Origin of the sequence: Brachybacterium subflavum (assembly GCF_009299795.1) — a bacterium.
Classification (GTDB): Bacteria; Actinomycetota; Actinomycetes; order Actinomycetales; family Dermabacteraceae; genus Brachybacterium; species Brachybacterium subflavum.
In genome coordinates, this window is record NZ_VIGP01000003.1 from 636,386 (window position 1) to 659,047 (window position 22,662).

16 protein-coding genes and 6 tRNA genes are annotated in these 22,662 nt (G+C 71.4%); 6 read left to right on the forward strand and 16 right to left on the reverse strand.

Annotation, left to right across the window (positions count from 1 at the left end; translation table 11 throughout):
• Positions 1-98: 98 nt before the first annotated feature.
• The 15 genes from secF to FHG10_RS10020 form a co-directional block, all read right to left on the reverse strand.
• On the reverse strand, positions 99-1,166 hold the full coding sequence (gene secF, locus FHG10_RS09950) for a protein translocase subunit SecF (RefSeq protein ID WP_152353141.1): 1,068 nt from the start codon (positions 1,164-1,166) through the stop codon (positions 99-101).
• Entirely contained in the window at positions 1,163-3,067 is a 1,905-nt protein-coding gene (gene secD / locus FHG10_RS09955) for a protein translocase subunit SecD (RefSeq protein ID WP_152353142.1), read from the reverse strand. Before secD ends, secF begins: the two co-directional genes overlap by 4 nt.
• Before the next feature lie 41 nt (positions 3,068-3,108).
• Complete coding sequence (locus tag FHG10_RS09960; RefSeq protein WP_227488162.1) at positions 3,109-3,609, reverse strand: preprotein translocase subunit YajC; 501 nt, start codon at positions 3,607-3,609, stop codon at positions 3,109-3,111.
• Positions 3,610-3,803: 194 nt separating this feature from the next.
• Positions 3,804-4,877, reverse strand: coding sequence for a Holliday junction branch migration DNA helicase RuvB (gene ruvB / locus FHG10_RS09965; protein ID WP_152353143.1), 1,074 nt, complete (start codon positions 4,875-4,877; stop codon positions 3,804-3,806).
• Complete coding sequence (gene ruvA, locus FHG10_RS09970; RefSeq protein ID WP_152353144.1) at positions 4,874-5,494, reverse strand: Holliday junction branch migration protein RuvA; 621 nt, start codon at positions 5,492-5,494, stop codon at positions 4,874-4,876. Before ruvA ends, ruvB begins: the two co-directional genes overlap by 4 nt.
• Positions 5,495-5,520: 26 nt before the next feature.
• On the reverse strand, positions 5,521-6,111 hold the full coding sequence (gene ruvC / locus FHG10_RS09975; RefSeq protein WP_152353145.1) for a crossover junction endodeoxyribonuclease RuvC: 591 nt from the start codon (positions 6,109-6,111) through the stop codon (positions 5,521-5,523).
• A gap of 52 nt (positions 6,112-6,163) precedes the next feature.
• Complete coding sequence (locus tag FHG10_RS09980; protein WP_152353146.1) at positions 6,164-6,922, reverse strand: YebC/PmpR family DNA-binding transcriptional regulator; 759 nt, start codon at positions 6,920-6,922, stop codon at positions 6,164-6,166.
• Positions 6,923-6,966: 44 nt separating this feature from the next.
• Positions 6,967-8,256, reverse strand: a complete 1,290-nt coding sequence (locus FHG10_RS09985; RefSeq protein WP_152353147.1) for a PrsW family intramembrane metalloprotease — start codon at positions 8,254-8,256, stop codon at positions 6,967-6,969.
• Positions 8,253-8,885: an HIT family protein gene (locus FHG10_RS09990; protein ID WP_152353148.1), complete on the reverse strand. Its 633-nt coding sequence runs from the start codon at positions 8,883-8,885 to the stop codon at positions 8,253-8,255. The genes FHG10_RS09985 and FHG10_RS09990 overlap by 4 nt, the downstream gene beginning before the upstream one ends.
• Before the next feature lie 9 nt (positions 8,886-8,894).
• Entirely contained in the window at positions 8,895-10,895 is a 2,001-nt protein-coding gene (thrS, locus tag FHG10_RS09995) for a threonine--tRNA ligase (RefSeq protein ID WP_152353149.1), read from the reverse strand.
• A gap of 176 nt (positions 10,896-11,071) precedes the next feature.
• On the reverse strand, positions 11,072-12,604 hold the full coding sequence (locus FHG10_RS10000; RefSeq protein WP_152353150.1) for an OFA family MFS transporter: 1,533 nt from the start codon (positions 12,602-12,604) through the stop codon (positions 11,072-11,074).
• Positions 12,605-12,828: 224 nt separating this feature from the next.
• Positions 12,829-12,900, reverse strand: a tRNA-Val gene (locus FHG10_RS10005).
• A gap of 30 nt (positions 12,901-12,930) precedes the next feature.
• Positions 12,931-13,001 (reverse strand) — tRNA-Cys (locus FHG10_RS10010).
• 76 nt (positions 13,002-13,077) lie between these two features.
• Positions 13,078-13,150: transfer RNA gene (locus tag FHG10_RS10015), tRNA-Gly, on the reverse strand.
• 26 nt (positions 13,151-13,176) lie between these two features.
• Positions 13,177-13,248: transfer RNA gene (locus tag FHG10_RS10020), tRNA-Val, on the reverse strand.
• Positions 13,249-13,519: 271 nt separating this feature from the next.
• On the opposite strand from FHG10_RS10020, the gene FHG10_RS10025 reads away from it, so the two are divergent.
• The 6 genes from FHG10_RS10025 to treZ all read left to right on the forward strand — a co-directional run bounded on the left by FHG10_RS10025 (position 13,520) and on the right by treZ (position 21,579).
• A tRNA-Gly gene (locus tag FHG10_RS10025) sits at positions 13,520-13,592 on the forward strand.
• 25 nt (positions 13,593-13,617) lie between these two features.
• Positions 13,618-13,689, forward strand: a tRNA-Val gene (locus FHG10_RS10030).
• Between the two features lie 145 nt (positions 13,690-13,834).
• Positions 13,835-14,623: an NAD-dependent epimerase/dehydratase family protein gene (locus FHG10_RS10035; protein ID WP_152353151.1), complete on the forward strand. Its 789-nt coding sequence runs from the start codon at positions 13,835-13,837 to the stop codon at positions 14,621-14,623.
• Between the two features lie 62 nt (positions 14,624-14,685).
• Positions 14,686-16,959, forward strand: a complete 2,274-nt coding sequence (glgX, locus tag FHG10_RS10040; RefSeq protein WP_152353152.1) for a glycogen debranching protein GlgX — start codon at positions 14,686-14,688, stop codon at positions 16,957-16,959.
• A 67-nt stretch (positions 16,960-17,026) separates the two neighbouring features.
• Complete coding sequence (gene treY / locus FHG10_RS10045; RefSeq protein WP_193636254.1) at positions 17,027-19,585, forward strand: malto-oligosyltrehalose synthase; 2,559 nt, start codon at positions 17,027-17,029, stop codon at positions 19,583-19,585.
• Positions 19,582-21,579 (forward strand): malto-oligosyltrehalose trehalohydrolase, encoded by a 1,998-nt coding sequence (treZ, locus tag FHG10_RS10050; RefSeq protein WP_152353154.1) that lies wholly within the window; start codon positions 19,582-19,584, stop codon positions 21,577-21,579. Before treY ends, treZ begins: the two co-directional genes overlap by 4 nt.
• Here the strand turns inward: treZ and zapE are convergent.
• Positions 21,558-22,604, reverse strand: coding sequence for a cell division protein ZapE (zapE, locus tag FHG10_RS10055; protein ID WP_152353155.1), 1,047 nt, complete (start codon positions 22,602-22,604; stop codon positions 21,558-21,560). The two genes, treZ and zapE, sit on opposite strands and share 22 nt — an antisense overlap.
• Between the last annotated feature and the right edge of the window lie 58 nt (positions 22,605-22,662).

The window sequence follows — 22,662 nt, forward strand, 5'->3', positions numbered from 1 at the left end:
CCCGGGGCCGAGCCGGCCGGAGTGCCCGCCTCCGACACCGGCATCGGCGGGCGTGGGGCCGACGGGCGTCGAGCCTACTGTGCTCGCGAGGGCGGGGGTCATCGGCGTCTCCTGGTCGTGGTGGTCGTGGAGCCCCCGGCGGTCGCGAGGTCGCCGTCGGAGTCGTCGTCCTCGCCGCGTCCGTCAGTCCCGGCGCTGCGCGCCTCGAGGACCCTCCGGCTGTGGGAGATGATGCTCTTCTCGCGTCCGCGCAGGGTCACCACGAGGCCGGGAGCGAGGAACACCGAGGAGTAGGTGCCCACGAAGATGCCGATGAACAGGGCGAGGGAGATGTCCTTGAGGGTGCCGGCGCCGAGCACGAAGGCACCGATCGCGAGGATCGACCCCACCGGCAGCAGAGCGACGATCGAGGTGTTCAGCGAGCGCATGAGCGTCTGGTTCGCGGCGAGCTCGACGGACTCCGCGTAGGTCCTGCGGTTCTGCTCCGTCAGGTGCGCCGTGTTCTCGCGCATCTTGTCGAACACGACGATCGTGTCGTAGAGCGAGTACCCGAGGATCGTGAGGAAGCCGATCACGGTGGCCGGGGTGATCTCGAAGCCGACGACGCCGTACACCGCGGCGGTGAAGAGCATGTCGTGCACGAGCGTGATCATCGCGGCGAGCGAGGTCTTCACGTTGCGGAAGTAGAGCGCCATCACCGCGGCGACCAGGATGATGAACACGACCACGCCGCGCGCCATCTTCGTGGTGACGTCGCCGCCCCAGACCGGGCCGATGAAGGAGGTCGAGACGTCGGAGACGGGCACGCCGTAGGTGTCCGCGAGGTCCTGCGCGACCTGCTGGGTCTGCTGGGTGTCGAGCTGCGCGGTCTGCACGCGGAGCGTGCTCCCGCCGATCATCGTCACCTTCGGCTCGTTGTCGCTGACGACCTCGCGCACGACGTCGCGGGCCTGCGACTCCTGGGACGAGCTGACCCCGGAGACCTGGAACTCGGAGCCGCCGGTGAACTCGATGCCCAGGTTCACGCCGCGCACCAGCGCGATGCTGCCGAGGATGACGACGACGACGACGCTGAGGAGGTACCAGGTGCGCCGACGCCTCACGATGGGGACGGAGACCGCACCGGTGTGCAGGTCGTTGCCGAGATTCGCCGTGCTGAGCCTCATCGTGCGTCCCTCCCGTCCTCGTCGCCCTGCGATCCGCTGTCCTCGCCGCCGGGATCCGGGCCGGTGTCCGCGGCCGTCCCCTTCCGGGTCGTCTCCCCCGTTGCCGCCCCCTCCCGGGGCTCCTGGGCCTCCCGCGCCAGGCGCGCCTTGCGCTGGGCGAGGGTCTCGCGCACGGGGGCCCCGTCGTCGGCGCCGTCGACGGGGCCGCGATCGGCGGCCGAGCGGACGCGACCTCGGCCCGCGTAGGCGGGGACCTGGCGCCCGAGCTGGGCGGGATCGAGCCCGCTCATGGGGTGCCCCTTGCCGAAGAAGCGGGTGCGCACGAGGGTCTGCAGCAGGGGGTGGGTGAAGAGGAACACCACCACGAGATCCATGATCGTGGTCAGGCCCAGCGTGAACGCGAAGCCGCGCACGCTGCCCGTGGACAGGACGTACAGGACGATCGAGGCGATGAGGTTCACGGCGTCCGAGGCGAGGATGGTGCGCTTGGCACGGTTCCAGCCATGGTCCACAGCCGCGACGATGCCGCGGCCGTCGCGTATCTCGTCGCGTACGCGCTCGAAGTAGACGATGAACGAATCGGCCGTGAAGGCGATCGCGACGATCAGGCCGGTCACACCCGCGAGCGAGAGGCGGTAGCCGATCTCCGGGATGTGCGAGAGCACGGTGAGCGTGAGATAGGTGAGCACGCCGGTGACCACGAGGCTCGAAGTCGTCACGATGGAGAGCACGCGGTACTGCAGGGCCGCGTAGGCGACCACGAGGACCAGTCCGATGATGCCCGCGATGAGGCCCTTCTCGAGCTGGTCACCACCGAGCGTCGCGGAGATCTGCTGCTCCGACTGGATGTCGAACTGCAGCGGCAGGGCGCCGAACTTCAGCTGGTCGGCCAGCTGCTTCGCGGTGTCCTGATCGAAATTGCCGCTGATCGAGGCGCCGTTGGAGGAGGGCGTCTGCACGTAGGGAGCGGAGACGACCTGGCCGTCCAGGACGATCGCGAAGGAGTCGGTCGCGCCCTTCTTGTTGTAGAGCGCATCGGTCATGGTGCCGAAGGTCTTGCTGCCCTCGGAGGTGAACTGCATATTCACCAGGTAGGCACCGGTCGACTGACCAGAGGAGTTCGTGTCGCTGCCCACGCTGGCGTTGGTCACCACGGTCCCCGGCAGGACCTCCGGGCCCAGCAGGTACTTGGCGGAGCCGTCGTCGCTGCAGGCCACGACGGGCTGGGAGTTCGGCGCCGAGGATGCGATCTCCTGCTGCGCCTCGGGATGGGAGCAGTCCACGGCCGCGGCCTGCGACTGCAGCGCCGTGGTCGCCCAGTCCGAGGACCATGCGGCCGGCACGTCGGAGGACGAGCCGTCGCCGCCGCTGTCGGAGGCTCCGTCGGACGCATCGGAGGCGCCGGTCGCCTGCGCGGTCGAGTTCGGCGCATACGGGTCGTCCAGGGTGATAGCGCCGGAGAACACCTCATCGGAGGGATCCGATCCCCCGTCGTCGCTGGCCTTCGCGCTGCCCGTCCCCGAGGGATCGAGGGTGGCGAGCACGGGCCGGAACGACAGCGCGGCCGTCGCCCCGAGCGCCTCGCGCGTCTCCGAGTCGAGGTTCCCGGGGACGTCGACGACGATGTTTGTCCCGCCCTGGACGCTGATCTCCGTCTCCGCGACGCCCATCGCGTTCACGCGCTGGGAGATGATCTCGCGGGCCTGATCCATCGAGTCGGCATCGATCGCGGAGCCGTCGGTCGTGCTCGCCTGGAGGATGATCTGCGTGCCTCCCTCGAGATCGAGGGCGAGCTTCGGGGAGGCCTGCCAGCCGCCCTTCCAGACCCCGGCACCGACGATGCCGATCAGGACCACGATCAGGAGGACGAGCCCTCCCAGGGACGTGCGACGTGCGCTCATGCGATATGCGATTCCTCAGCGGGGCGACGTGTCAGGGCGTGTCAGCGTGCGGTGTGGGGCTCGTCGCCCCGGGTGGTGACGCCGGGGATCCCGCCCTCGCGGCCGGCATCGGCCGACGCCGGCGACTCGTCGTCGACGTCGGGGAGGGGCTCCGCACGGTCCTCGGTGCCGTCCGCGGTCGAGTCGAGCGCGGTGGCGTCCTGCGCGGTGCGCGAGGTCTCGGAGCGCTCCGCGCTCTCGACGGTCTCGCCCTCGAGGGCGGGGGCGTCGTTGTGGGCGGCGTTCGGGTCCGCCGCGCCGGCGATCGCCTGGCGGGCCCACTTGGTGTGCGCACCGGACTCTGTCTCGAGGATGACGACGTCGTCGTACTCCTCGACGATCAGTCCGAAGAAGCCGGAGTGGGTGCGGACCTCGTCCCCGACGCCGAGCGCCCGGACCTTCTCCTGCTGGGCGGCCTGGGCCTTGCGCTGACGGCTGGACATCCAGACCATCAGCAGGATCATCGCACCGAACATCACGATGAGGGGGATCATGGACTGCATGGGGGTCCTTTCGAGCGCCGCCTGGCACCGGAGGCGCGGGGCGCGAGCTGATCGACGGGTGCGGAGGAGCCGCACGGGCGGGCGCGGAGCGGCCCGGCCGCACGCGCACCCGCAACACTCTACCTGCCGTCCCCGAACGCCCCCTCGGAACATGGCCGCGGTGGCGCGAGGGCGGGCCGGGGCCCGCCGATCCTTCAGAACCGCCCGAGCGGCGGGGTCGTGCCGTGTGCCGGCTCGGGCGCCGCGAGCCCCAGGTGCGACCAGGCGAGCGGCGTCGCGATGCGGCCGCGCGGGGTGCGCGTGAGGAAGCCCTCGCGCACGAGGTACGGCTCGACGACCGTCTCGACGGTCTCCGTCTCCTCGCCCACGGACACCGCGAGGGTCGACAGCCCCACCGGTCCCCCGGCGAAGCGCTTGCACAGCGCCGAGATCACGGCGCGGTCGAGGCGGTCCAGGCCTCTCACGTCCACCTCGTAGACGTCCAGGGCACGGCGGGCGGCGTCGAGGTCGAGGCGTCCGTCGCCGCGCACCTGCGCCCAGTCGCGCACGCGCCGCAGGAGGCGGTTCGCGATGCGGGGGGTGCCGCGCGAGCGGGAGGAGATCTCGCCGGCGGCCTCGTCCTCGATCTCGACCGCGAGCTGCCCGGCCGAGCGCGTGACCACGCGGTGCAGCTCCTCGGCCCGGTAGTAGTCGAGGTGGCCGGTGAACCCGAAGCGGTCCCGCAGCGGCGCGGGAAGGAGACCCGCGCGCGTCGTCGCGCCGACGACGGTGAAGGGCGGCAGCTCGAGCGGGATCGAGGTCGCGCCGACGCCCTTGCCGACCACCACGTCGACGCGGAAGTCCTCCATGGCGATGTAGAGCATCTCCTCGGCGGGACGCGCGAGCCGGTGGATCTCGTCGATGAACAGCACCTCCCCCTCCTCGAGCGCGGAGAGGATCGCGGCGAGGTCCCCCGCGTGCTGCACGGCGGGTCCGGAGGTGATGCGCAGGGGGACGGACAGCTCGGTGGCGATGATCATCGCCAGGGTCGTCTTGCCGAGCCCCGGGGGGCCCGAGAGGAGCATGTGCTCGGGCGCGCGCCCGCGGCCCTTGGCGGCGTCGAGCACCAGGGAGAGCTGCTCGCGCACGACCTCCTGGCCGACGAAGTCCGCGAGGCTCTTCGGACGCAGAGCGGCCTCTGCTGCCCGCTCGAGCGCGCCCGACTCGGCGCTCGTAAGGGCGCGCCCGCCGTCGTCGGCCTCGTCGAAGTCCTCCGTCGACGCGCTCACCGGCTGCCTCCGAGACGGCGCAGCGCGGCGCGCAGCAGCCCGGCGGCATCCTGCGGGTCCTCGGGCTCCGCGTGGACGCCGGCGACGGCGTCGGCCGCGGCCTTGTCGGGCCAGCCGAGGCCGACGAGGGCCGTGACCACCTGGTCGTCCAGCGGGTTCGCGCCCGCCACGGGAGCACCGGCGGCGTCGACCTGCTGCTCGCCCTGCTCCTCGGCGGGAGCGGAGAGCCTGCCCCCGAGCTCGAGGATCATGCGGCTCGCGACCTTGGGCCCGATCCCGGGCGTGCGGGTGATGGCCTTGACGTCCTGCGCGGTGACCGCACGGCGCAGGTCCTCCGGGGACAGGACCGCGAGCACGGCGAGGGCGAGGCGCGGGCCGATGCCGCTCACCGACTGCACGATCCGGAAGGTCTCCGTGTCCTCCGCGGAGGGGAACCCGAACAGCGTCATCGAGTCCTCGCGCACGACGAGCTCGGTGTGCAGGGTCAGGGGGGCGCCGTGCCGGGTCTGGGCGAGAGCGGCGGGCGTGGTGCGGACGAGGTAGCCCACGCCGTGGACGTCGAGGACCAGGGAATCGAGGCCGATCGAGGCCACCGTTCCGGTGAGAGAAGCGATCACGGCACCACCCTAGAACACGTGTTCGATCAGAAGCGGGAGGTCGAGGACTCCCGGGCGCGCCGCGCGCTGCGCTCCGCCTCGGCCCAGACGGACTGCGCGCTCGTGCGGGCGCGTCCGCCGGCGTCCAGGCGCACGGGGCCGGGCCCGCGCCAGAGCTGGGTGAGGGCGATCGCGACGGCGTCGGCGGCGTCGGCCGGCTTCGGAGGCGCCTCGAGGTGCAGCAGCTTGACCAGCATGGTCTGGATCTGCTTCTTGTCGGCGCGCCCGCTGCCGGTGACAGCGGCCTTGACCTCGGAGGGCGTGTGCATGGCGATCCTGATGCCGCGCTGGGCGGCGAGCAGGATCGCGACCCCGGAGACCTGTGCGGTCCCCATCACGGTCGACGTGTTGTTCTGGCTGAACACGCGCTCGATGGCGACGACGTCCGGGGCGTGCTCCTCGATCTTCTCCTCGAGGCCCCGGGAGATCACGAGCAGGCGCTGGTCGATGCCCTCGTCCGGGCTGGAGCGCACCACGCCCACGTCGACGAGGGACGCCGAGCGGCCGCGCCCGGCGTCGAGGACGCCGTAGCCGCAGCGCGTGAGGCCGGGATCCACGCCGAGCACCCGGAGCGTCATCGCTGCGACGCTCCGGATGCGGACGGGGACTCCCGGCGCGGCGACAGCAGGATCAGTCCTCGTCCTCGAGCTGCGCGGCGACGTCCTCGGGGATGTCGAGGTTCGAGTAGACGTTCTGCACGTCGTCGCTGTCCTCGAGCGCGTCGATCAGGCGAAGCACCTTCTGGGCGCCGTCGAGGTCGACCTCGGTGCGGATGTTCGGCACGAACTGCGCCTCGGCGCTGTCGTAGTCGATGCCCGCCTCCTGGAGAGCCGTGCGCACGGCGACCACGTCGCCGGTCTCGGAGATGATCTCGAAGGTCTCGCCCTCGTCGTTGATCTCCTCGGCGCCCGCGTCGAGCACGACCTCGAGCAGGTCGTCCTCGGTGTTGCCCTCCTTGGGCACCGCGACGACGCCCTTGCGGTTGAACATGTAGGCCACCGACCCGGAGTCCGCCATGTTGCCGCCGCTGCGGGTGAAGGCCAGGCGCACCTCGGAGACGGCACGGTTCTTGTTGTCCGTGAGGCACTCGACGAGCAGGGCCACGCCCCCGGGCGCGTACCCCTCGTACATGAGCGTCTGGTAGTCGACGCCGCCGCCGTCGAGCCCGCCGCCGCGCTTGACGGCGCGGTCGATGTTGTCGTTGGGGACCGAGGTCTTCTTGGCCTTCTGGATCGCGTCGTACAGGGTCGGGTTCCCCGCGGGGTCCGGCCCGCCCGTACGCGCCGCCACCTCGATGTTCTTGATGAGCTTGGCGAACAGCTTGCCGCGCTTGGCGTCGATCGCGGCCTTCTTGTGCTTGGTCGTCGCCCACTTGGAGTGACCCGACATGTGTCTCCTCGGCTGGTCGATCCTTCGGTCTGGACCCCGACAGTCTACGGCCGACGCGGCCCTCGGCCGTCCGCGGCGGATGGGGCGGGGGCGACGGGCCGGCTGAGCGCGCCGATCAGCCGACGGTCCGCGGTGATCCGCTCGAGCAGCTCCCGCTCGCGCTCCCGGGTCTTGGCCGTCGGCTTCCCGTGGAGCACGCCGTGGCGGGTGATGGCGAGGTCCACCGAGGCGAGGATGAGGTCGTGCATCGCCATCCGCGGCACGGCCCCGTGCGCGGACGCCCACCTCTCGGCCCGGCGGCGGGCGCGGATCGAGACCAGCATGTCCACCTCGCGGGGAGCGAACCATCCGGCACGCCCGTAGGCGGAGAGCTGCGTGCGCACGATCCGCTTCTCCCGCAGCCTCAGGAAGGTCATGATGCCGGCGAGCAGGAGGAACAGCGGGAGCTGGATCGCGAGGTAGTAGCGCAGGAAGCCCGACATCGGCGCCGCCTGGTCGACCTCGATGAAGAAGGTGGACCCGTTCCACAGCGCGTGCAGGCACATGCCCAGCGACAGACCGCCCACGCCCAGTCCGAAGTAGAGCATGAGGGAGCGGCGCTCGGCGGCGATCCCCAGCCCCAGCCCGCACAGCGAGGTGAAGCTGGCATGGGCGAACGGGGAGAGCAGGCCGCGCAGCAGGAAGGTCTGCCAGAAGGCGTCGACGGTGCCCGAGGCCTGTGCCTGCTGGAAGGCGCGTCCGAAGTAGAGGACGTTCTCGGTGAAGGCGAAGCCGCCGGCGATGAGCATGGCGTAGACGACGCCGTCGATCGGCCCGCCGATGAAGCGGCGCCCCCAGATCAGCAGGGCGATGAGCCCGGAGGACTTCATCGATTCCTCGACCAGCGGCGCCTGGACCACGGCGGCGAGGAAGTTCGCGGTGTTCTCACCTGCGTCCTGCGGGGTGATCCACCAGGTCACGGCACCGCCGATGACGAAGGTCAGCGCGACCGATCCGGCCGCGCCCCACACGAAGGAGTAGACGAGGGTGATGCGCGGCTGAGGGGTGAAGCGGTCGAGCCACCACACGGCGGCGAGCACGAGGCTCACGGGCACGAGCGCGGCGGTGAACGCGACCAGGGCTGTGCCCGTGCCGAGCGGCCGGATCGTGAAGAACCACACGCCCGCGGCGACCAGGATCAGGGCCGCGATCGCACCGCCCCAGACGAGGAGCTGCACCCAGGGGCGCCGCCTTCGGGTGCGCCGTGCATCCCCCGGACGCAGGTGACCGGGCGACTGCGGGTCCGTGCGATCGACGTCGTACCCGTAGTCGGCGGCGGTCCCCGGGGCGCTCATGCGTGCTCGCCCTCCCCTGCTCCGGCGGGCCAGGCCGCGGCGTACTGGGCGCGGGTGTCGGCGAGCAGGATGGGCAGCGCCTTGGTGCGGCCGACGATCGGCAGGAAGTTCGCATCGCCGATCCAGCGCGGGACGACGTGCTGGTGCAGGTGCGCGGCGATGCCCGCTCCGCCGGCCTGGCCCTGGTTCATGCCCAGGTTGAAGCCGTCGGGCCGGGAGACCTCCCGCACCACCCGCATGGCGGTGCGGGTGAGCTCCGCGACCTCGAGCACCTCGCCCTGGGTGAGGTCGGTGTAGTCCGCGACGTGCCGGTACGGGCACACCATGAGGTGACCGCTGTTGTAGGGGAAGAGGTTGAGGATCACGAACGCGAGGGACCCGCGATGGACGATGAGCGCGTCCTCGTCGCTCTTCGCGGGCCCCGCGCAGAAGGGGCACTGCTCGCCGTCGTCGGGATCCTCGGGCTTGCCCTCGCCCTGGATGTACACCATCCGATGGGGCGTCCAGAGCCGGTCCATGCCGTCGTCCTCGCCCGCGAAGGCGCTCGGGGACTCGACGCGCACGGGCTCGTCGGCCTGCGGCTGATCGGACGTCGGCCCCGCGGGACCGTGCTGCTCGGGCGTGCCCATCGGACCTCCTCAGACCTGGGCGCGGGTGCGGATCGACTCGACGATGCGCTCGACGGCCTCGTCCACGGGGATGCCGTTGTCCTGGCTGCCGTTGCGGAAGCGGAAGGAGACCGCCCCGTTCTCCTGGTCCTCGCCGCCGGCGATGAGCAGGTAGGGCACTTTCTCCTTGGTGTGGGTGCGGATCTTCTTCTGCATCCGGTCGTCCGAGGCGTCGACCTCCACGCGCACTCCCCGTTCGCGCAGCCGCTGCGCGACCTGGTCGAGGTAGGGCGCGTACTCGGCGGCCACCGGGATGCCGACGACCTGCACGGGGGCGAGCCAGACCGGGAAGGCGCCCGCGTAGTGCTCGAGCAGCACGCCGAAGAAGCGCTCGATCGATCCGAAGAGCGCGCGGTGGATCATCACCGGGCGCTGGCGGGAGCCGTCGGACGCGGTGTACTCGAGCTCGAAGAGCTCGGGCTCGAAGAAGTCGAGCTGGATGGTCGAGAGCTGCCAGGTGCGGCCGATCGCGTCCTTGGCCTGGACCGAGATCTTCGGGCCGTAGAAGGCGGCGCCGCCCGGATCCGGCACCAGGTCGAGCCCCGACTCCCGCGCGACCTCCTCGAGGGTGCGGGTCGCCTCCTCCCAGGTCGCCTCGTCGCCCACGGACTTCTCGGGGTCGCGGGTGGACAGCTCGAGGTAGAAGTCGTCGAGCCCGTAGTCGCGCAGCAGGTCGAGCACGAAGGTCAGCAGGCTCGCGAGCTCGTCGCGCATCTGCTCGCGGGTGGTGTAGATGTGGGCGTCGTCCTGGGTGAAGCCGCGGGCGCGGGTGAGGCCGTGGACCACGCCGGACTTCTCGTAGCGGTAGACGCTGCCGAACTCGAACAGCCGCAGCGGGAGCTCGCGGTAGGAGCGCCCGCGGGACCGGAAGACGAGGTTGTGCATCGGGCAGTTCATGGGCTTGAGGTAGTAGTCCTGGCCCTGCTTGGTGACGTTGCCCTCGGCGTCGTGCTCCTCGTCCAGGTGCATGGGCGGATACATGCCGTCGGCGTACCACTCGAGGTGGCGGGAGGTCTCGAAGAGGTTCTTCTTGGTGATGTGCGGGGTGGAGACGAAGGAGTAGCCGGCCTCGATGTGACGACGGCGGGAGTACTCCTCCATCTCCATCTTGATCATCGCGCCCTTGGGGTGGAACACGGGCAGCCCGGAGCCGATCTCGTCGGGGAACGAGAACAGGTCCAGCTCGGAGCCCAGGCGGCGGTGGTCGCGGCGCTCGGCCTCGGCGATGCGCTCCTGGTAGGCCTTGAGCTCGTCCTTGGTGGGCCAGGCGGTGCCGTAGACGCGCTGCAGCATCGGGTTCTTCTCGCTCCCGCGCCAGTACGCGGCGGCGGAGCGGGTGAGGGCGAAGCCGTTGCCGATGTGCTTGGTCGAGGGCAGGTGGGGGCCGCGGCAGAGGTCGGTCCAGACCACCTCGCCCTTCTTGGAGACGTTGTCGTACATGGTCAGTCCGCCCGCGCCGACCTCCACGCTCGCGCCCTCGGCGGCGTCGTCGGCGGTGGACTTGAGGCCGATCAGCTCGAGCTTGAAGGGCTCGCCGGACTCCTCGGCGCGGGCCTCGTCATCGCTGACCTCGCGGCGCACGAACCGCTGGTTCTCCTTGACGATGCGCCCCATCTGCTTCTCGAGGTTCTTGAGGTCCTCGGGGGTGAAGGGGGTCTCGACGTCGAAGTCGTAGTAGAAGCCGTCGGTGATGGGCGGTCCGATCCCCAGCTTCGCCTCGGGGTTCACGCGCTGCACCGCCTGGGCGAGCACGTGCGCGGTCGAGTGGCGCAGGATGGCGAGGCCGTCCTCGCTGCCGAGCTCGACGCCCTCGATCTCCTGGCCGTCGGCCACGGCGGTCGCGAGGTCCCGCAGCTCGCCGTCGACCCGCAGGGCGATGATCGTGCCCTGGCCCTCGAACAGCTCGGCGCCCGTGGTCCCCTCCTCGATCTGCTGGGGGGATCCGTCGAGGGTGATGGCGATCTGGGCCACGGGGTGCTCCTTGCTGGTCGGTTCGAGCCGGCCGACGATGTCGGCTCCGCGGACGATCGTATCGGGCCGCCGCCTCCCCCGAGAACCGCATTCGACCGGCGCGAGACGCGCGCGACGCGGGACCGGAGAGGGCGCGGCGCCGGATGGCTCGGGGCGCGGGACCGGTCTGCGCGGGCTCAGCCGGTGAACAGTCCGACGGCGGTGATGAGCGTCTTGACGACGCCGTAGGCCAGCGCCGCGACCACGATGAGTGCGAGCACGCCGGCCGCGGCGGCGTGCGCGCCGCCCGCGGACGCCGCCCCGTCGGCTCCGTGCCATGCGTCCGACGCCTTCGCCGCGGCCTCGCGGTCATGCTCGGCCTTCTTCGCGACGACCTCCGGGTCCTCGAAGTGGCGCGGGTCGAGCCGGCGGATCAGGAGGTTCGAGACGAAGCCGACGGCGAGGATGCCGATCATGATGATCAGCGCCAGACGATAGAGGCCGAAGCCCTCCTGGCCCGCGCTCTTCTGGTGCTCGACCACGGAGTTCACGATCAGCGGGCCCACGATGCCTGCGGCGGACCACGCCGTGAGCAGTCGGCCGTGGATCGCGCCCACCTGGTACACGCCGAACAGGTCCTTGAGGTAGGCGGGCGCCGTGGCGAAGCCGCCCCCGTAGAAGGAGATGATCACGAGCGCCGAGAGCACGAAGATCGCGAGCGCCTGGGAGCCGACGGTCACCAGCAGCAGGTACAGGAGGATCCCGCCGCCGAGGAACACCAGGTACGTGGTCTTCCGGCCCAGGTAGTCCGAGGCCGTGGACCACACGAAGCGGCCGCCCATGTTGAAGATCGAGAGCAGCCCCACGAAGCCGCCGGCGGCGACCGCGGTGATGCCGGCGAAGGATCCCTGGATCATGGGCGAGGCGGACTCGAGGATGCCGATGCCGGCGGTGACGTTGGTGAACAGCGCGATCCACAGCAGCCAGAACTGCGGGGTGCGCATCGCTCCCCGGACGGAGACGTTGCCCGCGGACTGCATGGGCTTGGCCGTGGCTCGCGAGGCGTCGAAGCCGGTCGGCGTCCAGTCCGGATGCGGGAGGCGGATGACGTACGCGCCGAGCGCGATGACGATCAGGTAGATCACCGCGAGGGTGAGGAAGGTGCCGGTGATGCCGTCGCCGAGACGATCGGCGCCGCCGCCGTACAGGGCCATCAGCGCGTTGGAGGTGGGGCTCGCGATGAGCGCGCCGCCCCCGAATCCCATGATCGCCAGCCCCGTGGAGAGGCCCGGACGATCCGGGAACCACTTCATGAGCGTGGACACCGGGGAGATGTAGCCGATCCCGAGCCCGATGCCGCCGATGACTCCGTAGCCGACGTACACGAGCCAGAGCTGGCTGGTCGCGACGCCCAGCGTGGCCACGAGGAAGCCCGCCACCCAGAAGGCGCCGGAGACCACCATCGACGCGCGCGGGCCGACCTTCTCGACCCAGGCGCCCGCGATCGCCGAGGAGATGCCGAGCATCGCGATCGCGAGGGAGAAGATCCAGCCGGTCGCGACCTCGCCGCTGCCCTCGTCGAAGCCGAAGTGGTCGATGAGTGGGGCCTTGAACACGGAGAACGCGTAGACCTGGCCGATGCTCAGGTGGATGGCGAGGGCCGCGGGCGGGATCAGCCAGCGGTTGAACTTCACGGGCGCGACGATCGCGTCGCGTTCGAGCACGGACATGGGGGCTCCTCAGCAGCGAGGTCGGGGCACGGGGCGGGGCGGCACCGGTCTCCGGCACGACGTCGTGGGGACCGGACGAGCAGACGCTACACGGTCCGCGGCGGCGCAGTGGGCACGAGGGCCGGCGTCGCGGCGGCGTGGTCCCGGACCGCCCCGGAGCGGCGGGGAACGGTCGGGGCATGACGAAGGCCCTGACCGGATGCGCCGGTCAGGGCCTTCAGGGGTGGGCGATACTGGGATCGAACCAGTGACCTCTTTCGTGTCAGGAAAGCGCGCTACCACTGCGCCAATCGCCCTGGTCGTCCTCCGCCCGGAGGCGGAAGCGGAGGTGGGTACGGGATTCGAACCCGTGTACACGGCTTTGCAGGCCGTTGCCTCGCCTCTCGGCCAACCCACCGGACGAGCGGCCGACGCGAGGACGGCCCCTCATGAGGAACGGCGCTCCCGACAGTGTCGGGCGCGCCGCCTCCCGGAGCGGACGACGGGACTCGAACCCGCGACCCTCACCTTGGCAAGGTGATGCTCTACCAACTGAGCCACGTCCGCGTGACGAGGATCCGAGGATCCTGTCGTGGGCGATACTGGGATCGAACCAGTGACCTCTTCCGTGTGAAGGAAGCGCGCTACCACTACGCCAATCGCCCGTCGGGCCGCCCGCGAGCGAGCCCTTCGCTGTCCTGGGCGGGAGCCGGGCTCCCGATCGGACCTGGACGAGATTACACCACCGGCGGCGCAGATCCGAACGTCAGAGACCACTTCTCGCTGTGGCGTGAGCCACCCCGGCCGACGCCCCGCAGGGCTGGTGCCGCGCATCACGTGCATTTGCACGGGGCGTGCACACACCCGTAATGTGTCTCCTCGTCAGCGGGAACCACCTGCGCCGGGGCGACCCGGGGCGATGGATCCGGCAGATGCGCGGACGTGGCTCAGTTGGTAGAGCATCACCTTGCCAAGGTGAGGGTCGCGGGTTCGAGTCCCGTCGTCCGCTCCGTCCCCTCGCAGCTCGGCTGCATGGGCGATTGGCGCAGTGGTAGCGCGCTTTCCTGACACGAAAGAGGTCACTGGTTCGATCCCAGTATCGCCCACGCTGAAGGCCCCGGTCATCGACCGGGGCCTTTCTCGTGTCCGGGCCCCGCCTCTGGNCTGAAGGCCCCGGTCATCGACCGGGGCCTTTCTCGTGTCCGGGCCCCGCCTCTGGCCAGGTCCCCGCGCACGTCCCACAATGGCCCCATGAGCGATGACGCGAAGAAGCGGATCCTGCTGACCGGGGCGACGGGGGGCGTGGGCACGGCGCTGCTCGCCCGGCTCGACGACGAGTACGACATCGTCCCGCAGGGTCGGCACGCCCGCACCGAAGGCCTGCGCGACCGGCTGCGCATCGCCGACGTGACCGACTACGACCAGGTCCGCGCGCTGATGGACGGGATCGACGCGGTCGTGCACCTCGCCGGATCGGCCTCCCCCGAGTCCGACTGGGAGGCGGTGCTGGGCCCGAACATCGTGGGCCAGCGCAATGTGCTGGAGGCGGCGCGGGACGCCGGCGTGCGCCGGGTCGTGCTCGCCTCGTCGAACCATGCGATGGGCGGCTACGACCGCCACGAGCAGTGGCCCGTGCACAGTGACATGCCGCCCTGGCCGGACTCCCTCTACGGAGTCTCCAAGGTGTTCGGCGAGGCCCTGGGGCGCCACTACCACGACGCCTTCGGCCTCGAGGTGATCGCCCTGCGCATCGGGTGGATGAGCGAGGACCCGCTGTCCACGGACGTGGACCTGCTGCGCGCCATGTGGCTCTCCCCGGACGATGCGGCCCGGGCCGTCCGCAGCGCGCTCGAGGCCGACGTCCCCTTCGGCATCTACTACGCGATCTCCGCGAACCCCAATCGCCGCTGGGACATCACCGACACCATGCTCGAGCTGGGCTACCGCCCGCAGGACGACTGGACCGCCTTCCCCGGAGCGCACGAGGAGGTCGTCGAGGGCGGGGCCGACAGCCCGGGCAACTGGCCCGAGGGGTCCTGAGAGCGCCGTCGACCGGCGCTGCGCCCCGTCCGGCCCCAGGTGGGCCCGGGTACTGTGCACACATGCAGATCTGGACGGGACAGCCGTACCCCCTCGGCGCGACCTTCGACGGCGGCGGCACGAACTTCGCCCTGTTCTCCGAGGCGGCAGAGCGGGTCGAGCTGTGCCTGTTCGACGAGGAGGGCACCGAGACCCGCGTGCAGGTCACCGAGGTCGACGCGTTCGTCTGGCACGTCTACCTTCCGGCGGTCCAGCCCGGGCAGCGCTACGGCTACCGCGTCCACGGCCCCTACGATCCCGCCGCCGGCCAGCGCTGCGATCCGTCCAAGCTGCTGCTGGACCCGTACGCGAAGGCGATCAGCGGGATGGCCACGAACCATCCCTCGCTCTTCTCCTACGACTTCGAGGATCCCGAGCAGCGCAACGAGGAGGACTCTGCGCCGCACACGATGCTGGGCATCGTGGTCTCCCCCTACTTCGACTGGGGCAGCGACCACTCCCCCGGCCACGAGTACCACGACACCGTCATCTACGAGGCGCATGTCAAGGGCCTGACGATGCAGCACCCGGGGATCGACGAGTCCATCCGCGGCACCTACGTGGCGATGGGCCACCCCGAGATCATCCGCCATCTGCAGTCGCTCGGCGTGACCGCCGTGGAGCTGATGCCCGTGCACCAGTTCGTCCAGGACGGCCACCTCGTCGAGAAGGGGCTGCGCAACTACTGGGGCTACAACACGATCGGGTTCTTCGCCCCGCACAACGAGTACTCCTATGCGGGGGACGCCGGCCAGCAGGTCCAGGAGTTCAAGACCATGGTCAAGAACCTCCACGCCGCCGGCATCGAGGTGATCCTCGACGTCGTCTACAACCACACCGCCGAGGGCAACGACAAGGGGCCCACCCTCTCCTTCCGCGGCATCGACAACGCCTCCTACTACCGGCTCGTCGAGGACGACAGGGCCCACTACTACGACACCACGGGCACGGGGAACTCCCTGCTCATGCGCACCCCACACGTGCTGCAGCTGATCATGGACTCGCTGCGCTACTGGGTCAGCGAGATGCACGTGGACGGCTTCCGCTTCGACCTCGCCTCGACGCTCGCCCGCGAGCTGCACGAGGTGGATCGGCTCTCCGCCTTCTTCGACATCATCCAGCAGGACCCGATCATCTCCCAGGTCAAGCTCATCGCCGAGCCCTGGGACCTCGGCGAGGGCGGCTACCAGGTGGGAGGCTTCCCGCCCCTGTGGTCGGAATGGAACGGCCGCTACCGCGACACCGTGCGCGACGCGGGCCGCAGCGAGCCGGGCGTGCTGCCGGACTTCTCCTCGCGCCTCGCGGGCTCCTCCGACCTCTACCAGCACACGGGCCGCACCCCGATCGCCTCCGTCAACTTCGTCACCGCGCACGACGGCTTCACCCTGCGCGACCTCGTCTCCTTCAACGAGCGCCACAACGAGGCCAACGGGGAGGGCGGCAACGACGGCGAGAGCCACAACCGCTCCTGGAACTCGGGGGCCGAGGGCCCGACGGAGGACCTCGCCATCACCTCGCTGCGACTGCGCCGCGCCAAGAACTTCATGGCGACCCTGCTGGTCAGCCAGGGCGTGCCGATGATCCTCCACGGCGATGAGATGGGCCGCACCCAGCAGGGCAACAACAACACCTACTGCCAGGACGACGAGATCTCGTGGGTCGACTGGGACCTCGACGAGGACCAGCAGGACATGCTCGATTTCACCCGGCACATGATCGCCCTGCGCCGGGCGCACCCGATCTTCCGGCGACGGCGCTTCCTGGGCGGCCAGAACCCCTGCGAGGGCGACGAGTCGCTGCCGGACGTGGTCTGGCTCGCGACCGACGGCACCGAGATGACGCAGGACCAGTGGGACGACCCGCAGAACAAGTGCGTGGACGTGTTCCTCAACGGCTCCGCGATCCCCGAGCCGGACACCCGCGGCGAGCGCATCATCGACGACTCCGCGCTGCTCATGTTCAACTGGGCGGGCAACGACGTGGACTTCCGCGTCCCGCCCGAGGAGTTCGGCGCCGCCTGGTACGTCGCCTCGGGCACGGCCCACCAGTTCGATCTGGGCGAGAGGCTCGAGCCCGGGCAGACGATCACGCGCCCCGCCCACTCCGTGCTGATCCTGGGACGACACCCCGCCGAGCCCGTCTTGGACGAGACCGGCGGTGCGCACGCCGAGGAGCAGGACGGGTCCTCGGAGGCCGCCCTGCCGCCGCGCGCCCCGGTGTACACCAGCGCGTCCTCGCAGTCCCCCGGCCCGCTCGCCGCGCCGCGGATCACGAGCGCCTCGCATCCGCGGCGCTGACCCCTTCGGCCCACCGCGGTCCCGCCCGGCCCCGACCGGTCCCGACCCGCGAAGGAGCATGCAGCACATGGTCACCCTCCCCGCCCCCTCCCGGATCGTCCCCACCAGCACGTACCGGCTGCAGCTGCACGCGGGCTTCACGTGCGACGACGCCGCCGCGATCGTGCCCTACCTCGCCGACCTCGGGGTGGGTCACGTGTTCTGCTCCCCCGTGCTCCAGGCCGCCCCCGGCTCCGCCCACGGCTACGACGTCGTGGACCACACGCGGATCGGCGAGGAGATCGGCGGGATCGGCGCCCTGCGCAGACTGGCCGCCGCCGTCCACGCCCACGGCATGGGCCTGATCGTCGACGTCGTCCCCAACCACATGGCGATCCCCACGCCCGTCTGGCACAACCGCGCCCTGTGGTCGGTGCTGCGCGAGGGCCCCGCCTCGCCCTTCGCCGACTGGTTCGACGTGGACATCACCGCGCAGAACTCGATCCTCATGCCCGTGCTGGGGCGTCCCATCGGCGAGGTCCTCGCCGACGGCGAGATCGAGGTGTCCCGCGCCGACGTGCCCCAGCGCGACGGCGGCACGCGCGAGGAGAGCGTGGTGCGCTACTACGACCACGTGCTGCCGATCGCCCCGGGCACCGAGGACCTGGGGCTCGTCGACCTGCTCGAACGGCAGTGGTACCGCCTGGCCTACTGGAAGGTCGCCGACGACGAGCTGAACTATCGGCGCTTCTTCGACGTCGACACCCTCGCCGCGGTGCGGGTGGAGCTGCCCGAGGTGTTCACCGCTGCCCATGCCCTGCTCCTGCAGCTGCAGTCCGAGGGGGTCGTCGACGGCTACCGGATCGACCATCCCGACGGCCTCGCCGATCCGCGCGGCTATCTGCGGGACCTGCACGGTGCCTCCGGCGGCGCATGGACCGTGGTGGAGAAGATCCTGGAGGGCGATGAGCAGCTGCCCGGCGACTTCCCCTGCGACGGCACCACCGGGTACGACGCCCTCTGGCGCGTGGGCGGGCTCTTCCACGACCCCCGCGGGGCCCTGGGCCTCACGCACGTCTGGCAGCGCACCACGGGCGACCTGAGGCCGTTCGAGGAGATCGCCGCCGAGTCCACCGCGCTGATCATCTCCACGAGCCTGTGGGCCGAGGTCGAGCGCCTCACGGATCTCGTCCACCGCATCTGCGCCGAGGACATCCGCCTGCGCGACACCACGCGCCGCCAGATCCAGAAGGTGCTGGTCGCGCTGCTCTCGTCGATGGACCGCTATCGCGCCTACATCGTGCCCGGCGAGAGCGCGAGCGGCACCGAGCGCGCAGTGCTCGAGGCGGCCGCCGCCCGCGCCCGCGGACTCCTGGGCGAGGACGCGGATCTGCGGAGCGCCCTCGAGGTCGTCCTCGCGCTCGCGTGCGGCGACGAGGCGGGCAGCGCGGGGCGGACGGCGAGCGCGGACCGCGCCGAGCTGATCGTGCGGTTCGCCCAGACCTGCGGCCCCGTGCACGCCAAGGGGCTCGAGGACACCGCGTTCTACCGCTACCCGCGGTTCCTGCCCGTCACCGAGGTGGGCGCGGACCCCGACCGCATCGGCGTCGAGCCCGACGATCTCCACGACCACTGCGCGACGATGGTGCACACCCGTCCGGACTCCATGACCACCCTCTCCACGCACGACACCAAGCGCAGCGAGGACGTGCGTGCCCGCCTCGCCGTGCTCACCGAGATCCCCGACGAGTGGGCCCTGGCCGTGCTCGACCTCGAGCAGGCGGCGTCCGGGCACATCGGGGACAGGGTCGACGGGGCCCTGCGCCTGCTGCTGTGGCAGACGCTGCTGGCGACCTGGGACCTGCCGGGAGCGCCCATCTCCCGGATCGACGAGCACCGGCTGATCGGGTACCTCGAGAAGGCCATGCGCGAGGCGAAGACCCGCACCACCTGGACGGACCGGGACACCGAGTACGAGGACCAGGTGCGGGAGCTGGGGCGCGCGGCCCTCGCCTCACCCGACGTCGCCCGGATCCTCGAGGACCTCACCCGCAGGACGCTCGGCGCGCAGCGCGCGGCGATCCTGGGCCAGAAGCTCGTGCAGCTGACCATGCCGGGAGTGCCCGATGTCTACCAGGGCTGCGAGGCGATCGACCTCTCGCTGGTGGACCCGGACAACCGCCGCGAGGTCGACCACGCGGCCCGTGCGGCGCGCCTCGAGCGCATGCGCGAGGGCGCGCGACCGGACGGCGTGGCCGACGAGAAGCTCTGGCTCGCCCATCGCGCGCTGCGCCTGCGCCGCGAGCGTCCGGAGCTCTTCCGCGGGCGCTCCGCCGCCTACCGCCCGGTGCCGACCTCGACCGCGCACGCGGTGGCCTTCGGCCGCGCCCTCGAGGACGGGCCCCTCGAGGCGGTCACGGTGGTCACCCGTCTCGCGCACGGCCTCGCCCAGCGCGGAGGCTTCGGCGACGCCGTCCTCGTGCTGCCCGAGGGCCGTTGGCGCGATCTGCTGAGCGGCCGGGAGACGGACGGCGGCCAGGTGCGCCTGGCGGCTCTGCTCGAGGACTGGCCGACTGCGCTGCTGGTGGGGACCGATGGGACGTCCGGGCAGGACGACATCGAGGACGAGGACGAGGGGGACGTATGAACGAGCGCGCGAGCGACGCGACCAGGCTCGGGGGCACGCGCACGGCGTCGGCCCCCTCCACGACGGGGCCCCCGTCTGGCCCGGCTCCCCTGCCGGTGCGCGACAGCGACGGCGTCCTCGAGGTCTGGGCTCCGCGCGCACGGACGGTGCAGGTGCGCCTCGAGGCCCCGCTCGGCGGCAGGGCGGCCGGGGCCCTTCACGACCCGGCGCACACGCGCGTGGAGCAGGACGCGGACGTGCGCACGCTCGAGCCCGTCGGGGACGGCTGGCACCGGCTGGGCGGTGAGGAGGCCGCCGCGGAGGATCCGGCCGCCGCGGCCGGCACGGGCGCCCGCTACGCGTTCCGCCTGGACGGCGACGGCGACTGGCTGCCCGACCCGCGCAGCCTCGCCCAGCCGGACGGGGTCCACGGCCCGAGCGAGGTCGTGCACCCCGGGCTGTTCCCGCACGCGCCGTGGGAGGGGCGCTGCTTCCGCTGCGGCGTGGTCTACGAGCTGCACGTGGGCACCTTCGCGCCGCCCGCCGACGGCTCGACCGGCACCCTGGACACCGCGATCGAGCGCCTGGACCACCTGGTCGCGCTCGGGGTCGACGCCGTGGAGCTGATGCCGCTCGCGACCTTCCCCGGCGAGCGCGGCTGGGGGTACGACGGGGTAGACCTCATGGCCGTGCACCCGGCCTACGGCGGTCCCGCCGCCCTCGCCCGCTTCGTCGAGGCGGCCCATGCGCGCGGCCTCGCGGTGATCCTCGACGTGGTGCTGAACCATCTGGGTCCCGACGGCAATCACCTCAGCGCCTTCGGCCCCTACTTCACCGACCGCCACGAGACCCCGTGGGGCTGGGCCGTGAACCTCGACGACGCGGGCAGCGACCAGGTGCGCGCCTTCCTGCGCGGGGTCGCCCGGCACTGGCTCGTGGACATGCAGCTGGACGGACTGCGCCTGGACGCGGTGCACGAGCTGCAGGACGACTCGCCCCGGCACTTCCTCGCCGAGCTCGCCGACGCCGTCGCCGACTGGGAGCGGGAGACCGGCAGGCCGCTCGCCCTGATCGCGGAATCGGACCGCAACGACCCCGCGACCGTCACCCCCACCGCTCGCGGCGGTCTCGGCATGGACATGCAGTGGGCCGACGACGTCCACCACGCCGTCCACGCGTGGATCAGCGGCGAGCGCCAGGGCTATTACGTCGACTTCGGGAGCGCCGAGGTGCTCGCACGCACCCTCACCCGCGTCTTCGAGCACGCCGGGACCCGCTCCACCTTCCGCGGAAGGGTCTGGGGCGCGCCCGTCGATCCGGCGACCGACGCCTACGACGCGCACTCCTTCGTGGCCTTCCTCGAGGACCACGACCAGGTGGGCAACCGTGCCCGCGGGGACCGCGTCCACCAGCTCCTCTCCCCCGCCGAGCACGCCGCCGCGATCGCTCTGATCCTGCTGGGTGCCCCCACGCCCATGCTCTTCCAGGGCGAGGAGTGGGCGTGCAGCGCCCCGTTCCGGTACTTCACCGACCACGGCGAGCCGCTCGGGGCGATGGTCACCTCAGGGCGGCGCGAGGAGTTCGCGCAGATGGGCTGGGACTCATCGGACGTGCCCGACCCGCAGTCGCGCTCCACCTTCACCGACTCCTTCCTCGACTGGGAGGAGAGGGACGAGGGCGCGCACGGCACGATGCTCGAGTGGTACCGCACGCTCATCGGCCTGCGCCGCGCGCTGCCGGAGCTCACGGATCCCGACCTCCGCCGCGTCGAGGCCGATGTGCTGGACGAGGAGTCCCTCGTGCTGCGGCGCGGGGACGTGCACGTGCTCGTCAGCCGCGCGGACGGCGGGGCCGAGATGCCCGCGTCGGGCATCGCCGTCGACCGGGAGGTCCTCGCCTCCTTCGGCGCGCTGCGCCGCGATGCCCGGGAGCGGGTCGCCGGCCTCGCGGGCCCCGGCGCGCTCGTCGTCCGCGGGAGCGCCGCCGCCGCAGCTCAGTCGGCCGAAGCGTCCTGAGCAGCGCCCTCGAGGTCCTTCGCGCCGTCGCGCGCGAGCGAGGTCAGGCGCGAGAGAGAGCGGTAGTACTTCTTGCGGTAGCCGCTGCGCAGCAGCTCCTCGGTGAAGATGCCCGCCGCGTCCTGCCCGCTCGCGAGCACCGGGATCTCCCGGTCGTAGAGCCGGTCCACGAGCACCACGAAGCGCAGGCCGTTGTTGTGGTCGGCGATCGTGGACACCTCGGTGAGGTGGGCGAACGAGACCTCGTCGAGCATCGCCCCGTAGCGGGAGGGGTGCACGGTCTTGAGGTGCGCGAGGAGGGAGGGGAGATCGTCGAGCGTCGCACCCGGCGTGGCCTCGGCGTGCTCGCGCACGGTCTCCTCGGGCAGGGCGGGGGCCTCGGCGACGGCCTCGCGGCGCCGGTAGTCCTCGCCGTCGATCCGCAGCACGTCGAAGCGCTCGGACATCGACTGGATCTCGCGCAGGAAGTCCTGGGCGGCGAAGCGTCCCTCGCCGAGGGCCTCCGGCAGCGTGTTCGAGGTCGCGACGATCGCGACGCCGCGATCGGACAGCTCACGGATCAGCCGCGTCATCAGCAGGGTGTCCCCGGGGTCGTCGAGCTCGAACTCGTCGATGCACACGAGCGAGGAGCCGCCCAGCAGGTCCACGGCGCGGGTGAAGCCGAGAGCGCCCACGAGGTTCGTGTACTCGACGAAGGTGCCGTAGACGGGGTTCCCGCCGGTGATGTGGAACAGGGAGGTCAGCAGGTGGGTCTTGCCCACGCCGAAGCCGCCGTCGAGGTAGAGGCCGCGCGCCGCCTGCGGCCGCTTGCGGAACATGCCCAGCAGCCCCTTCGAGCCGCCGCTGCGGCCGATGCCGCGCGCGAACTCGGCGATCCGCTCCTTGGCCTCCTGCTGGGAGGGGTACTGCGGATCGGGCACGTAGTTGTCCAGCCGCGCCTTCGCGAAGCGCGGCGGCGGCACGAGGTCGGCGACCAGGCGCTCGAGGGAGGGGGCTGGGGTGCGCGCGGTGAGGGACTCGGTCACGGCCGCCAAGTCTAGGGGCACGGCCGATCTTGGCAGATCCCCTGTGGGCAGGTCCACG